The organism is Candidatus Pantoea deserta (assembly GCF_003813865.1).
In the GTDB taxonomy this organism is placed as follows: Bacteria; Pseudomonadota; Gammaproteobacteria; order Enterobacterales; family Enterobacteriaceae; genus Pantoea; species Pantoea deserta.
Genome location: NZ_RMVG01000027.1, coordinates 1 through 14,335 on the forward strand (window position 1 = coordinate 1; position 14,335 = coordinate 14,335).

General features: G+C 57.2%; 11 protein-coding genes and 2 pseudogenes. 5 read left to right on the top strand and 8 right to left on the bottom strand.

Features of this window, described 5'->3' with window-relative positions; translation table 11 throughout:
- Positions 1-298: pseudogene (locus BBB56_RS21750) on the top strand (SAM-dependent methyltransferase); the annotation flags it as partial.
- A gap of 192 nt (positions 299-490) precedes the next feature.
- Positions 491-1,057, top strand: a complete 567-nt coding sequence (locus tag BBB56_RS21760; RefSeq protein WP_123803008.1) for a hypothetical protein — start codon at positions 491-493, stop codon at positions 1,055-1,057.
- A 1,050-nt stretch (positions 1,058-2,107) separates the two neighbouring features.
- Here BBB56_RS21760 and BBB56_RS21775 read toward each other — a convergent pair.
- Together BBB56_RS21775 and BBB56_RS21780 are read right to left on the bottom strand one after the other, a co-directional pair.
- On the bottom strand, positions 2,108-2,401 hold the full coding sequence (locus BBB56_RS21775; RefSeq protein WP_123803009.1) for a hypothetical protein: 294 nt from the start codon (positions 2,399-2,401) through the stop codon (positions 2,108-2,110).
- 137 nt (positions 2,402-2,538) lie between these two features.
- Positions 2,539-2,640 (bottom strand): annotated as a pseudogene (locus BBB56_RS21780) (Rpn family recombination-promoting nuclease/putative transposase); the annotation flags it as partial.
- Positions 2,641-2,750: 110 nt separating this feature from the next.
- Here BBB56_RS21780 and BBB56_RS21785 point away from each other — a divergent pair.
- Genes BBB56_RS21785 through BBB56_RS21795 form a run of 3 tightly spaced genes read left to right on the top strand, consistent with a single transcriptional unit; the run spans position 2,751 to position 5,679 of the window.
- Positions 2,751-3,878, top strand: coding sequence for an LLM class flavin-dependent oxidoreductase (locus BBB56_RS21785; protein WP_123803010.1), 1,128 nt, complete (start codon positions 2,751-2,753; stop codon positions 3,876-3,878).
- Positions 3,878-4,732 (top strand): ABC transporter substrate-binding protein, encoded by an 855-nt coding sequence (locus BBB56_RS21790; protein ID WP_123803011.1) that lies wholly within the window; start codon positions 3,878-3,880, stop codon positions 4,730-4,732. The genes BBB56_RS21785 and BBB56_RS21790 overlap by 1 nt, the downstream gene beginning before the upstream one ends.
- On the top strand, positions 4,729-5,679 hold the full coding sequence (locus BBB56_RS21795; RefSeq protein WP_123803012.1) for an aliphatic sulfonate ABC transporter substrate-binding protein: 951 nt from the start codon (positions 4,729-4,731) through the stop codon (positions 5,677-5,679). Before BBB56_RS21790 ends, BBB56_RS21795 begins: the two co-directional genes overlap by 4 nt.
- Before the next feature lie 30 nt (positions 5,680-5,709).
- On the opposite strand, the gene thiM is transcribed toward BBB56_RS21795, so the two are convergent.
- The 6 genes from thiM to BBB56_RS21825 form a co-directional block, all read right to left on the bottom strand.
- A complete protein-coding gene (gene thiM, locus BBB56_RS21800; RefSeq protein WP_123803013.1) occupies positions 5,710-6,495 on the bottom strand; it encodes a hydroxyethylthiazole kinase in 786 nt (261 codons plus the stop codon).
- Positions 6,496-6,517: 22 nt separating this feature from the next.
- Positions 6,518-7,363: a sulfurtransferase gene (locus BBB56_RS21805; RefSeq protein ID WP_123803014.1), complete on the bottom strand. Its 846-nt coding sequence runs from the start codon at positions 7,361-7,363 to the stop codon at positions 6,518-6,520.
- A 2-nt stretch (positions 7,364-7,365) separates the two neighbouring features.
- The gene (locus BBB56_RS21810; RefSeq protein WP_123803015.1) at positions 7,366-8,697 is read right to left on the bottom strand and encodes an LLM class flavin-dependent oxidoreductase; all 1,332 of its coding nucleotides are present in this window, start codon (positions 8,695-8,697) and stop codon (positions 7,366-7,368) included.
- A gap of 160 nt (positions 8,698-8,857) precedes the next feature.
- Positions 8,858-10,447: an ABC transporter substrate-binding protein gene (locus BBB56_RS21815; protein WP_123803016.1), complete on the bottom strand. Its 1,590-nt coding sequence runs from the start codon at positions 10,445-10,447 to the stop codon at positions 8,858-8,860.
- 3 nt (positions 10,448-10,450) lie between these two features.
- Complete coding sequence (locus BBB56_RS21820; RefSeq protein ID WP_123803017.1) at positions 10,451-12,136, bottom strand: hydantoinase B/oxoprolinase family protein; 1,686 nt, start codon at positions 12,134-12,136, stop codon at positions 10,451-10,453.
- On the bottom strand, positions 12,133-14,244 hold the full coding sequence (locus BBB56_RS21825; RefSeq protein WP_123803018.1) for a hydantoinase/oxoprolinase family protein: 2,112 nt from the start codon (positions 14,242-14,244) through the stop codon (positions 12,133-12,135). Before BBB56_RS21825 ends, BBB56_RS21820 begins: the two co-directional genes overlap by 4 nt.
- Positions 14,245-14,335: the final 91 nt, after the last annotated feature.

The following is a 14,335-nucleotide window of genomic DNA, read 5'->3' on the forward strand; positions in this document are numbered from 1 at the left end:
TGCGGCCTTTGGCGATCATGCGAGGCTGGGCTTCGAGAACCACCTGAACCTGTTTCACGAAAATAAACACGGCTTGCCCGAGGCGCTGGCCCGTGGGCTGGTCTTGTTCCTGAACACAACAGCGGTAGATGAACATTTCCGCCGCTTCAATGGCCATACGCAGGTTAATGCTACCGATCTCAAGCTGATGAAGTACCCAGGTCGGAATACCCTCATCAGGCTTGGTGAATGGGCCATGCAGCAACGAACGCTTACGCAAGACATGATCGACGCCAGGCTGGAAATGCTGACTGAATGAAAGATAACAATGATTACCTTGAGACCGTGCAACAAGTCATTATGACCGTCTTCCCAAACCGGCCCGTCACAGGACCCTGCCTGGGCGAAATCGCCCGGAAAACCACAGCGTGGAGGGCTGGTGCCTCCTCCCACCTGGTTCACTTTAACAATGCGCGCTTCCTCAGGCCGCACCCGACTGAGGGCTGAGACGATGACGAATAGCCAGATCCATACGCAAGGATGGATTTCTGTTCTGATAGCGCCGAAATATGAAGAACAGGCCAGGCAGATACGTGCCAAACGTGACCGCCAGTATGGAAATATTTATACAGAGGCTGCCACTGATGAGCGGTGGGTAGGGGACCTTGGAGAGATGGTTTTTAAATCGTGGCTTAAGCACGAGGGCGTTCATGAGTTCACATGGGTATCAGACGATGCTGCCGGTGAGCCTGATTTCATAACAGCATCGAATATTCGCATTGGGGTCAAGACGGTTAAGCGGAAGGTGGCGCCTCGTGAGGATTATACTGCCCAGATTACAGCCCGACATGCGAACGAACCTATTGATCATTTCTTCTTCATGACCTATGAAATTGCAAAGCGTCGTATGTGGTTGTTGGGGGGTATCAACCGCGAGTGTTTCCTGCAAGAAGCCCGCTATTACGGCGCCGGTGAAAGGGTGCATGCTAACTATCAGATTCGGCAGGGTCATGAAATTTATAACATTGCAATCTCAAAGCTGGTTCCGCCAAAAACATGGATCAACACAGTAACCTGAACCCGAATGTAATTCCGGCTAATATTCATTAGCAAATAAAAGATTAATGGGGGCTGGCTGAGCATGTTATTAATTCAAACAGGCAAGCCAGCCTGCCAGTCTAAAAGTGCGTGGGATGACAGCCTGGAGTATTCACAACTCAAATTCTCCGGGTTCACAAAATGACCTCAGATTTGTGGGCGAGAACTATCAACCCAGACATTACACATAGAGGGTTGTGAGTAGAAAAATTATACTAAAAAAAAACCGCCATTAGTTACATCATTTATTGGTGCTCACCTTACCCCATATTCGAGCCAGACCTGAACCCCCGCGCCCTCTCCGGCAATCCACCCGGAGCCGGACCTGAAGCCCGGTTGTCCCCCTGACCAGCCGCCGCCGCCCCGACTAAAGGCCGGGAACAACATTGCTTTTACTAATGGGTGCTGTAACCAGTCATCTGCGCCGCCGGAAGTGATATCGCAACAGGTAAGCAAGAGGTGCGCTCGTAAGCGCCTGACATCAGCCATAAGCCAGCACACGCAGGGCATGGTGCGGATGGTCAGCCAGACGTGACTGATCATCGTGCTGGTGTCCGGGCTGCTGGCAGCCTCGGGCGCGGGCGTTCTGTGGTGGCAGGGGGCAGCAGATACTCGACAACTATGCGACCATCCGGGAGCAGAAGAACACGCAGGCCATGCTGTCAGAGAGGAACAGCGGCGACCTGCGGAGAGCAGAGACGCCGCTGCGTGAGGGTAAACCCGGAAGCGGGAAGATTCGGAGAGGATTCGGACTGGATGATACTGGCGGGGAAATAGTTAAACGGCATCGGATGTATAATGGTCCATCGCTGTAATAAGCCTTTCAGCCAGTGTTTTGCTGAAAGGCCTTAGCTATTTTCATTTTATTTCACGCATAACTTGTAATTTATTATTCCTGTTATAATTCCAGTGAGAATTATTTTAATTGAGTTTTTTACGGTCAAAAAGTTTTCAACAGTAAAATAGTCTATTAAAAGTAAAATAAAAATTACCAGCAACGTGTTTAAAACGAATTTTTTCACCGGTTTAATTACCACCAACAGGTTAATCCGTAAGTGAAGGCAGCTGTAGCCGCGCCTGAAGCTGCCCCGGCAATCCATCCTGGCACCATTCCAATGCCGGGAACTACTACGGCTGCGCTCATTGAACCTAGTGCACCGGCTGCTACTGCGGATTTGAACATATCCATAGTCAAATCTTTTACATTACATTGAGAAAAATTTGCAGCCATAACTTGTGCAAGTTCAAGATTAACAGCCATTCTATAAGAATCTGCACCGGCCCCAGAGATACAACTTACTTCTGAAACATTTAACATTCTCATAAAAAAATCCTTTTGATTTATAAGGCTATATATAAATATCGCAATGTTACATCTCACTCTGTGATACAGGGCTTATTTTTTTATCGTAATTTTTCGATTATTAAAATCGGTGTGCGCGCGAAGCCTTTTTATCTTGAGGCGGCCACGACATAACGCATCAGGCGAAATGCCATATGCCTGTCCGGCGAGCTCTGGCGCTCAAGCAGAACATGCACATTGCCGTCGCCTTTGCTGGCTTTTGACGACCCCCAGAAGCAGATTTCAGCTAAGCTTTGCCGTTTTAACTATTTCCCCCTGAGCTAACCCTTTGTTAATCCTGTGATGACATCAACAAATACAGGATTAAAAGGTGGAAATTTACTGGTATCTCACCGCACCCGATGGCCCTCAGCCCTGGACGACCTCTGGCAGTCGGCAGGTTAACTACGCCTATTTCCAGCAGATCGCGCGGGCGGTCGATCATCTCGGCTTTACCGGCGCGCTGCTGGCGACCGGCGCGCACGATCCCTGGATACTTGGGGCATCGCTCATTCCTTATACCGAGCGAATGAAGTTTCTTATCGCTATTCAGCCAGGGCTGATTTCTCCCACGCTGTTAGCCAAAATGGCAATTACATTCAATCAGTTCTCTAAGGGACGCGTGCTGCTGAATGTGGTCAGTGGCGACAAGAATACGCTGGGCGCCTATGGCATGCATCTCGATCACGACGCCCGATATGATCTGAGCGACGAATTCTTACAGGTGCTGCGCCCGCTGCTGGCTGAGCAGCCGGTCACTTTCAAGGGCGAACATCTGGACATCGATAACGCCAGGCTGGCGCTGGGCAACGGCGGTTATCCGCCGCCGGCGCTCTGGTTTGGCGGTTCGTCTGACGCCGCGCAGGAAGTGGCGGCAAAGCATATAGATACCTACCTGTCATGGGGAGAAACCCCGCCGCAGGCCGCTGAAAAGATTGCACAGGTCAGGACGCGCGCTGAACGACACGGCCGTCAGCTGCGCTTTGGCATTCGCATGTATGTCATTGTGCGTGAAACCGATGAGCAGGCCTGGGAAGCGGTCGAGGCGCTCTATCGAACCATGGACGAAAAGGCGATTGCGGCCCGGCACAAGCTGGCGAGCGGTTCAGACTCCGTAGGACAATCACGAATGAGCGCCCTGCATAACAACCACAAGCCGGACAACCCACGCGAGCTGGAGATCTATCCTGGCTTATGGGCGGGGATCGGACTGGTGCGTCCCGGTCCAGGCACGGCGATAGTAGGCAGCCCGGAAACGGTTGAGCGTACGCTGCGCGCCTATCAGCAAGCCGGGGTTGAGATTTTTATTCTCTCTGGTTTTCCGCTGCTGGAAGAGGCATACCGCTTCAGCGAACTGGTGATGCCGCGTCTCGACCTGTCCCAGACCGCCTCATCAACGTCGGACAACAGCTTTACCTGGGGCAATTTGTGGGATCGCCCGCTGGAGGATAACGCGTGATGGAGATACGTATAGGCAGCCATCCCAGCAATCTGTCGCTGTTTATTTTGCGCCATCGCGGCGTGCTGGAGAACCTCGCCGCAGAACGTGGATGGCGGATCGCATGGACGGATTACACGCAGGGCGCTCGCAGCGGCGAATGGCTGGCGCGCGGCCAGCTGGACGTGGTCGGCACCGGATCAACGCCGCCAGTTAACGCGCAGGCGGGCGGGCTGGATGTCGCTTATCTCGCCAGCTCGCCGCCGCGCGATGCCAGCTGTGCGCTGCTAACAAAACGGGGACGCGCGCTGCCTTCGTTAAAAGGATTACGTTTATCCGCCATGATTGGTTCTTTTACCGATCACTTCCTGGCCCGGCTACTGCATAAACAGCAGTTACGGCGCAGCGATGTGGAGCTGGTGGATATCCAGGGCGAAGCGGCGCTGGAAGCACTGCTCGCTGAGGAGATTGACGGCTGGCTGGCCATTGATCCCTGGCTGACGCGCGCGCGCAGCCATGCCGCGATAACTCAGCTTGCCAGCGTAGGCGACGAGATAGTGAATCGTTCTCTGTTCTGGACGCGCGCCGACTGGCTGGAGCAGCATCCACACGCGGCAGACTGGGTGGTGGAACAGCTACAGCATAACGATCGCTGGATTGAATCTCATCCTCAGCTGGCGGCGCAGCTGCTGACGCAGCATATTGCAGACAAGGTCACGGTCGAAGAATGGCAGACAGCGCTGCGCGCACGCCCGTGGGGGATCGCCGCTGCCGACGAAAGCCTGATCGCCGAACAGCAACAACAGGCTGATGACCTTTATGCGGCGGGTTTTATTCCTGCCGCCATTCACCTTCAGGGCGGAAAAACATCATGACACTTCCTTATATCCGTTCGGCGATCGCCGCGATTCTCTTATGCGTCAGCGCCGCGCAGGCAGCGGAGAATATCACGCTGCGCATCGGATTTTTACGTGGCCCGACCGATCTGGCGCTGGCTAAAGAGAAGGGAACGCTGGAAAAAGCGCTGGCGGCGCATCATGTAAAAGTAGAATGGGCGGGTCCGTTTTCCGCTGCTGCGCCCGCATATGAGGCGCTCAATGCGGGTTCTGTCGACCTCACCACGGGCAGTTCGACCGCCTTTGTAACAGCGATCGCGGCGGGCTTACCGCTGAAATTTTTCGCTTACCAGGCGATGCCGGCAGAGGGAGAAGGCATCGTGGTGCGCAAAGCGAGCAGCATCGCCTCGCTAAACGATCTGCGCGGCAAAAAAGTCGCGGTGAACAAAGGCGGGACCGGCGAGTATCTGCTGTCGCGAGCGCTGAGCAGCGCAGGTATTCCGGAAGGGGCAGTGCAAAAAGTGTACCTCAGCCCATCAGATACCGGCACCGCTTTTGTCGGCGGGCATGTTGATGCCTGGGCTACCTGGGATCCGTTTTTATCGCTGGCAAGGCAGAGCTATGACGCCCGGCCCGTCGCCAATGGCAAGCAGGTAGGCTCAGAAAATGCAGCGGGCTATTTTGTCAGCGAAGCCTTTTCTCAGGCGCACCCGCAGGTGCTGAAGTGGGTCTACGAAGTGCTGCAACAGGAGAACGCCTGGGCGAAAACCCATCAAACTGAGGCGGGCGAGATCTGGGCGAAACAGATGGGACAGCTGGGTAATGGCCTGGCGGAACAGCTGGGAAGGGTCAATACCGTTCCGGTGACGCCGGTCGATGCCAGCGCGATTGGGCATATCCAGCATATCGCCGACTGGTATGTGCAGCAGGGAATGATCAAAACCCGTCCGGACATCGCCAGCCATGTGGTGACACTGTCACCTTAATCGTTCTGCGTCCCCGATGGGGACGCAGGTTTAGATTTCATCAGCATCCAGCAATGACAGCTCGTCCAGGAAGCGAATGGCGAAGCTACCGGTGCCGCGCGCTGAAGACGCGCGCTGGCTGGCTTCCGCATAAAAGACATGTGCAGCGGCCACAGCCGTTAACGGTTCTGCCGTGGTAGAGAGCAGCGCGGCGGTCAGCGCGCCCAGACTGCATCCTGCGCCCGTAACCTGCGTTAAACGCGCATCGCCGCCCTCAACAGCCAGCGTCTCGTGACCGTTGGTGATATAATCCACCGCTCCGCTTACTGCCGTAATGCATCCCTGACTGCGGGAAAAGTCGTTAATAAAGGGCAGCGCATCCTGCGAGGTCAGCGTTGTTTCCACTCCTTTACCGTCGCCTTTGCCGCCCGCCAGCGCGATCAGCTCTGAGGCGTTGCCGCGAATGGCTGTGGGTCTGAAATCCAGCAGTCCCTGAACTACCCGATCGTACTCACCGGCGCCAGCGCCAACCGCGACCGGATCCAGCACCCAGGGTACGCCAGCCTCATGCGCCGCGCGCGCGGCCTGGCGCACCTCATGCGGCGTGTTGCTCATCAGGCAGGCGGCGTTGATCCAGACGGCGCTGGCATGGCCGCCGAAAGCCTGCTGCCAGTCAAGCGCAGCGCCTATTGCCGGCCCGGCGCCTATTGCCAGCAACACGTTGGCGGAGAGGTTAGCGGCAATATAGTTAGTCAGCCCATAGCAAAAGGGTTTGTTCTGCCGGATATGTCGAAGGGCGTCGCGAACCGCGCGATCGCGCCAGCTTAATGTCTGCATAGCGGTTTCCTTTGTTAACTGATTACCTGCCAGCACCGCTGGCAACCGGACGTGAGGCATCGCTCAACCAGCCGCTGAGCGAGTCGTCATAAAGCAAGAGGGCATCGAGGGGATAGCCAGCGGCCACCAGCGCCAGCGCTAAACCGGCGGCGTTAATCCCGCCGCCGCAGTAGAGCAGTAATTGCTCCGGCGGCGAGATACGTGCAGTATGCAGCGCTGCCGCTACGCGGTGGGTATCGACCAGGCCATCTTCGTTAAGCAAGGCGGGATAGGGCAGACTGATGCTGCCGGGAATATGCGCCTGCTGAAAAGATTCGTATCGCAGTGCGCAGACCAGGGGCCGCTGTCGCTCTTCAGCGACGCGTTCCGTCGACACCAGCGCGGGCCGTGCTGCGCCGAGTCGCACCGTGCCACGAGCCACAGGACGTGCGGCCCCGCTTTCCAGCGGCTGCGGAAGACGTTGCCAGGCCGCCAGACCGCCATCCAGTACGCGCACGTTTGACCAGCCATAGAGCGCGGTCAGCAGATACCAGATCCGCGCAGCATAAGCGCCATTAAGCCGATCGTAAGCAACGATTAAACTTTGCTGATTCACCCCGACGTTGTGCAGCGCAGAGGAAAGCCGCTGCGCACTGGGCGCTGTAAAAAGAAAGTCGCCGTCTGGATCAGAGAAGCCATCAAAGAGATCGGCAAACTGCGCGCCGGGAATATGCTGCTGCGTAAACAGATCGCGACCGGAGGAAAATACCGTCTGGCCGGAGCCATCCACAGCGCGGGCGACAGAGCAGTCCAGGATAATGACATGCGCATGATGTTGCGCCAGCCACGCTGCGGAGACTAACGGCCCCGAAGGAAAGGTGACGGCCATCGTCACCTCCGCAACGCGCGCTGCTGCCACGCGTCCCGAGCGGGTCGTTCCAGACCAAAGTGCGCGCGCGCGGTTGCGCCCTGATAGTGAGTTTTATGTAAACCCCTACGCTGTAGTTCCGGTACCACGTAGCGAACAAACTCTCTAAAAGCGCCCGGAAGGTGCGTCGCCTGGATCATAAAACCATCGGCAGCGTCCTGTTCCAGCCACTGCTCCATGGTATCGACAATGGTGGAGACGGAGCCGATCATGTTGCCCTCGGTGCGCGCGCCGTACCAGCGCCCGATTTCACGGATACTCAGCTTTTCACGCTGGGCAAATTCCCGCACCTCATCATAATGGCCCTGCACGCCCACTTCGCCGAGATCGGGCAAAGGGCCGTCAAGATCGTATCGGGTAAGATCGACATTAACGTGATAGGCCAGGCGAGAAAGCCCGGCCAGCGGGTGCACTCGTTCAGCGAAAGCGCGATGCTTTTGCTGCGCATCCGCATCGCTGTCGCCCACCACGACGGTCGCCGCAGGCAATATGCGCACCTGCTGCGGATCGCGTCCATGATCGGCGACGCGCCGTTTCATTTCCCGATAAAACGCGGTAGCTGACGCCAGGGATTCATGGCTACAGAAAATGACATCCGCCCAGCGCGCGGCAAAATCGCGGCCGCTGGGGGATGCCCCCGCCTGAATCAGCAGCGGATAGCCCTGTGGCATGCGCGGAACATTAAGCGGTCCCTGCGTACTGACAAAATCGCCGTGGAAATTGACCGAGCGGACTTTTGACGCGAGGCCAAATTCACCCGTGCGTTTATTCTGTTGTAGTGTCTCATCATCCCAGCTGTCCCACAGCTGGGCCGCGGCACTTACCACCTCTTCGGCGCGCGCATAGCGCGCTTCTCGTGGTGGCAGCGCCGACTGGCCAAAGTTCTGCGCTTCCGCATCCTGAAACGAGGTCACGATATTCCAGCCCGCCCGACCGTTAGTGACGTGATCAAAGGTCGCCAGCGCGCGCGCCAGGTGAAAAGGTTCGTGATAGCCCGTCGAAAGAGTAGCGGCCAGCCCCAGATGTTCCGTGACGCCCGCCATCACGCCGAGGATCACCAGCGGGTCCAGCCGAGGCGTCCCCGAACCCCACTGCACCGCAGGCGCAAATGAGCCGCCCAGCGAACGCGGCACCGAGAGCGCATCAGGAATAAAGGCGAGATCGAAGCAGGCCGCTTCGAGCAGTTTTGCGACATGGCGATAGTAGTCTGCGGTCAGAAAGCCTGGGTCAGCATCAGGATGGCGCCATCCCGACGTGCCCATTGGCCCCGCATTGAGGAAAGCGGCGAGATGCATAGTCTGTTGTTCTCACTCCGGCCAGAAACAGGGAAAAGTATCCCGAACAGCCTCCCAACATAAGGCAATCCGCAGAGAACAATTAGATCGATTTATGCAAAGCTTAGCGTGCTAATGAAAATGCCAGCAGGAGCCATACTCTGCGGCTCCTGCTGTAGATTTACTTTTTATCCAGCCACACCTGAGAGAGATTGCCCTCTATGCCGTCAGCGGTGACGGAGTGGTCATGCACCCGGCGGTTATAAATAGTAATGAACTGCGGCGAAATCAGATTAATATCAGGCAGGTCCTGCTCGACGATTTTCTGAAATGCTTTGAATTCCTCAACGCGCTTCTGCGGATCGTTTTCCGTCTGCGCGGCTTCCAGCAGGCGGTCTACTTCCGGGTTGTGGTAATCCGATGCGTTAGAGAAGGGGACGCCTTTGCGGAAATTCTTTGACCAGTAGATGCGCTGCACGCCGACGGTTGGATCATACAGATTGCTGTGGCCATTGAGGGTAAACGCAAAGTCGCGATCGGTATAGATACGGCGCACAAAGCTGGAGAGATCCTGGGCGCGCAGCGTGACTTTGATACCAATTTTCGCCAGCGCCGAGCGGGTATATTCCGCGGTTTTACGCAAATCTTCCGCTATCGGGTTGTAATCCAGCGTCACGCTGAAGCGCGTGCCGTCGCTGCCTTTTGCATAGCCCGCCTGATCCAGCAGCGCATTGGCTTTTTTGATATCAAACGCATAGGGCGAGGGCGCGGGATCGTGATAAGCCTTAATGCCCGGCGCTATGGGCGAAGCGGTTACCTGACCGAGTCCGAAATAAGCCACCTGTAAAATTACATCGCGGTTAATGGCGTGCGCGACTGCCTGACGTACGCGCAGGTCTTTGAAATGCGCGTCGTCGAGATTGAACTGTAGCGAGCTGACGTTATAGGAGTAGCTGTTTCCTTTGGTCTCGAATCCCAGCTGCGGCAGCTGCTTAAGACGCGCGACATCATTAAGCGCGACCGGCGTGCGATAACCAAGATCGGCATCCCCCGTTTCGAAGGCGACGGAGCGTGCAGCGGCATCCGGAATGAATTTCACAACCAGCTGATCGAGATAAGGCCGGTTTTTATCCCAGTAGTCGGGGTTGCGCCGGTACAGGATATAGCTGCCGCGTACCCATTTATCAAAGATGTAGGGTCCGGTGCCTACCGGCGCATTATTGTGCGGGTTGGTCAGCGGATCGCTCCCGTCATAGATATGCTTTGGCACGATGGGTGATTCTGCCGCGGCAAACGCTTTGATCAGATAGGGCGCCGGTCTGGACAGCACCAGCACGGCGGTCAGCGCATCCGGCGTTTCCACTTTTGTAACGTTGGCAAAGGTGCTGGATGCGCGCGGATGCACCTTTTTCAGCAGCTCAATGGAGTAAGCGACGTCTGCCGAGGTAAACGGCTGGCCATCATGCCATTTAACGTTGGGGCGCAGATGGAAGGTATAGCGCGTGCCGTCGGCGCTGATCTCCCAGCGGGTCGCCAGCTGCGGCTGCGGGTTAAGATCGTAATCATAGCTGAGCAGCCCTTCGGTCACTTTGGCGCTGACGCTGAGCGCTGGCGTGGCTACGGTGGTCAGTGCGATAAGCGCGGGCGGTTCGTAGTTCAGCACCAGGTTCAGCGTACCGCCCGTCTGGGGTTGCGCAGCCTGCGCGCCGCCGCTTAACAGCGAGACGCCCAGTGCAGCCGCTAACAGCGAGCGGCGAAAAAGTGGCAGCATAATTTACTCCGTTTTATAAGTCGGTCGGACATCGTGCCCATAGATTTCAGCGGCGGATTCGGTACTGATAAGCTGGTTGGCGAGATCGCGCGTAACGTAAGGCTCCGGGCGATTTACCGGCTTGCCCAGCCCGCCGCCGCCAGGCGTTTCGACAATCAGGCGACTGCCTGGTGGAACGACCTGACGCCCTTTACCAGAAAGTGTCTCGCCGGTGGAGAGCGTGACGCGTCCAGGCGCGCCAGCGCATCCGCCTTCCGCGCCCTGAGCAGGAAAATGAATGCGATCCCAGGCGGCGCCCAGCTCCATCGGCAGATCCTGACCGTGCGAAAGCTCAATGACCTGGCCCAGTCCGCCGCGCTGCGTGCCTGCGCCGCCGGAATCCTGCCGATACTCCTTACGCCAGAACACCACCGGACTAATGGATTCCAGGATCTCCAGCGAAACATTACGCACGCCGCTGGGAAAGGAGGTAGTGGAGAGGCCGTCCAGCTGGGGGCGCGCGCCGGTGCCGCCGGTAGAGAAGCTGGTGATTGAGAACCGCGGTTGCGTCAGGGTATGTCTGGCCTCGTACTGCGGCAGAATGTGGCCGCCAGAGAGCTGAATGTTCCACAGGCAGGAGGCGCCTTCAGCGGGCACCTCACCGGGCCGTGCCTGACGCAGACAGTTAAACACGACATCCGGCAGCATCTGACCAATAATGTGGCGGGACGTAACGGCAGCCGGATAGGGCGCATTGAGGATTGACCCCTCTGGGGCATCGATTTTAATCACGCCCAGCGAGCCGGCGTTATTCGGGATGTCGGCACCGATCAGGCAGCGGATGCCAAACGAGGTATAGGCGTCGGTGTAAGCCTTCACCACGTTAATGCCTTTCGCCACAAAGCCCGCGCTGCCGGCAAAATCAACGTGAATGCCGTCATGGCTCAGGGTCAGCTTTGCCTGCAGGCGCAAAGGCTCGTCATAGCCGTCAACCCAGAGTTCACTCTCCCAGCTGCCCGTCGGCCAGCTGCGCACCGCTTCAAGCATCGCCTGTTCGGAGCGCGCCAGGATGTATTCCCCGACGTTCTGAAGATCGGATAAGGCAAACTCATCCAGCAGTGCGATAAGCCGTCTGGCACCCACGTCGTTACACGCCACCAGCGCCAGGAAATCGCCCTCGACCTGAGCCGGTTCGCGCACGTTGGCTTTGACAATATTCAGCACGGTCTCATCGAGCCTGCCGGCATGGATAAATTTGATAATGGGCAGAAAGAGGCCTTCGTGCCAGATTTGCTGACCGTCAGGACCGGGTCCAAGGCCGCCGATATCAATCACATGCAGCGTGGAAGCAAAGAGCGCGACCGGGCGCTGATGATGGAACACTGGCGTCACCATCGTAATGTCATAGAGATGCCCGGTGCCTTTCCAGGGATCGTTGGTCACCAGCACATCGCCCGGCTGCAAGGTCTCAATGGGAAAGTCGCGCAGAAAGTGTTTTACCGATTCGGCCATCGAGTTTACGTGTCCCGGCGTGCCGGTCACCGCCTGCGCTACCATCCGGCCGTCCGGTAAAAAGACGCCCGCGGAGAGATCGCCCGCCTCGCGTGTCGCGGTGCCGAAGGCCGTGCGGATCAGCGCCTGCGCCTGCTCCTCAACCACCGATATCAGTCGGTTCCAGATGACCTGATGCTGAATAATCTGCTGGCTCATTGCGCCGCTCCTGAATCATGTTGCCGTTCCAGCAGCAGATGACCGTCATGCGTTCTGCATACGGAAAAATGTTCATCTACCAGCGTGGTGGTTTCGGGATCGACAATGAGCAGTGGCCCCTGTCGCCGGTTCGTGTGATTAAGCTCAGCGCGACTATGCACAGGCACCTGAATGCGACGCTGCTGGTGAAAAGAGTAAATCGTGCGGGCAGGGCTTTCGCCCTGACCATCCGCAGCGTCGACAGGCGCGGTCGAGATAATATTGGGCGCTGGCGTGGCGGCGGTGACCGTCCAGCTGATGGCTTCAACGGCGACATGATCGAGGCTGCGACCATAAAGCTGGCGATAGGTCAGGGTAAAACGCTGATGCAGCGCTGCTAGCCCCTGAGCATCGAAGCGGTTGTTCTCCAGCGGAATGGCGACTTCATGTCCCTGGCCGGCATACCGCAGATAGACGCTGCGCTGTAATGACACCTCTGCCGTTCTGTCTGACTGCTGCACAATTTGCCGTGCCTGTTCGCTCAGGCTATCCAGCACCTCGTTAACGGCGGCAAAATCTGGATTATCCAGCCGCTGATAGAAGCTGCGGACCGCCTGATAAGAGACGGGTGCCCACAGGAAGCCAAGCGCCGATCCCACCCCTGCCGCGTGAGGGATCACCACGCGGGCAATGCCCAGTTTGCTGGCGAGACGCGCGGCATGCAGCGGCGCGGCGCCGCCAAAGGCGATAAGGGTATAGTTGTCTACCTGTTTCCCTGATTCGCTGGCATGAACGCGCGCCGCGTTGGCCATGTTCTCGGCAATGATTTCCGTTACCGCCAGCGCCGCCTCATCGAGGCCCAGCCTCAGCGGTTCACCAACCTGAAGATGCAATGCCTGCGCGGCTTTGCTAACGTTGAGTTCAACGTTGCCGCCAGCGAAGCGGGCCGGATCCAGCAACCCAAGTTGCGCATTGGCATCGGTGATAGTGACCAGCTCGCCGCCGAGATTGTAGCTGACCGGCCCCGGCGCAGAGCCTGCGCTGTCTGGCCCTACCTGCAGGCGACGCAGATTATCAATACGTGCAATGGAACCGCCGCCGGCACCGATCTCCACCAGGTCAATCACCGGAATACGGATCGGCAGTCCGGAGCCTTTTTGATGGCGGTGGACCCGGCCAAATTCGAAGCTGCGTGAAATCTGCGGCTGGAAATGATCGATAAAGCAGATTTTTGCCGTCGTGCCGCCCATATCAAACGACAGTACCTTAATTAACCCCAGCTGACTGGCAATATTGCTGGCGAGGATGGCGCCGCCCGCCGGACCTGACTCCACCAGCCTTACCGGTTCGCTGATGCCGTTGTCCAGCGTGGTAATGCCGCCGCCGGAGGTCATCAGACAGGGAGCAACCCGCAGCCCACAGGTACTAAGCTGCTGTTGCAGGCGATGCAGATAGCCTGCCACCAGCGGCTGAACATAGGCATTGGCGCAGACGGTTGAGAGCCGTTCATATTCGCGGATTTCCGGGCAGACATCGCTGGAAAGGGAAAATGTCACATCGGGCAGCAGATCGCGCAGGATTTCCGCCGTGCGCCGTTCATGTTGCGGATTGATGAAGCTTTGCAGATAGCCAATGGCGACACTTTCAATATCATGTGCGCGAAGCTCGTCAGCCAGCGCAATAATCTGCGCTTCATTCAGCGGAATTCGCACTTTTCCCTGCGCATCAATTCGCTCTTCTACCGTGAAGCGCCACCGGCGCTCAACCAGGGGGCGCGGCTTTTGCAGAAAGACATCATACTGGGCGAAACGATCTTCCTGGCCAATCTCCACCAGATCGCGGAATCCTGCGGTGGTGATAAGGGCGGTGCGTGCGCCTTTACGCTCAATCAGAGCATTAGTTGCCAGCGTGGTGCCGAGGATTAACAGATCGATGTCGCCGAAGCTAAGGGATGCCTGCTCAAGCACATCGCTAATGCCGGCGATCACCGCGCGCTCTGGCGCATCTGCGCTGGTCAGTATCTTGGCTGAAAATTGCTTACCCTCCCGCAGCATCACGATATCGGTAAATGTACCGCCTACATCAACGGCCACCCGGTTAACAGGTCTAACTTCAGGTCGTTCTGACATACCTTCGCCTTTACAAATAAATGAAGCGTGAGGGCGTCATTAACCGGGATCGGCTTTACGTTGACTACTGAGTATTTCGCGTTAGTACATG

What these genes read in the sequence shown, in the direction of transcription:
- BBB56_RS21760 (WP_123803008.1), top strand. Translation starts at nt 491, where the DNA reads ATGACGAATAGCCAGATCCATACGCAAGGATGGATTTCTGTTCTGATA.
- BBB56_RS21775 (WP_123803009.1), bottom strand. Translation starts at nt 2,401, where the DNA reads ATGAGAATGTTAAATGTTTCAGAAGTAAGTTGTATCTCTGGGGCCGGT.
- BBB56_RS21790 (WP_123803011.1), top strand. Translation starts at nt 3,878, where the DNA reads ATGGAGATACGTATAGGCAGCCATCCCAGCAATCTGTCGCTGTTTATT.
- BBB56_RS21795 (WP_123803012.1), top strand. Translation starts at nt 4,729, where the DNA reads ATGACACTTCCTTATATCCGTTCGGCGATCGCCGCGATTCTCTTATGC.
- thiM (WP_123803013.1), bottom strand. Translation starts at nt 6,495, where the DNA reads ATGCAGACATTAAGCTGGCGCGATCGCGCGGTTCGCGACGCCCTTCGA.
- BBB56_RS21805 (WP_123803014.1), bottom strand. Translation starts at nt 7,363, where the DNA reads ATGGCCGTCACCTTTCCTTCGGGGCCGTTAGTCTCCGCAGCGTGGCTG.
- BBB56_RS21810 (WP_123803015.1), bottom strand. Translation starts at nt 8,697, where the DNA reads ATGCATCTCGCCGCTTTCCTCAATGCGGGGCCAATGGGCACGTCGGGA.
- BBB56_RS21815 (WP_123803016.1), bottom strand. Translation starts at nt 10,447, where the DNA reads ATGCTGCCACTTTTTCGCCGCTCGCTGTTAGCGGCTGCACTGGGCGTC.
- BBB56_RS21820 (WP_123803017.1), bottom strand. Translation starts at nt 12,136, where the DNA reads ATGAGCCAGCAGATTATTCAGCATCAGGTCATCTGGAACCGACTGATA.
- BBB56_RS21825 (WP_123803018.1), bottom strand. Translation starts at nt 14,244, where the DNA reads ATGTCAGAACGACCTGAAGTTAGACCTGTTAACCGGGTGGCCGTTGAT.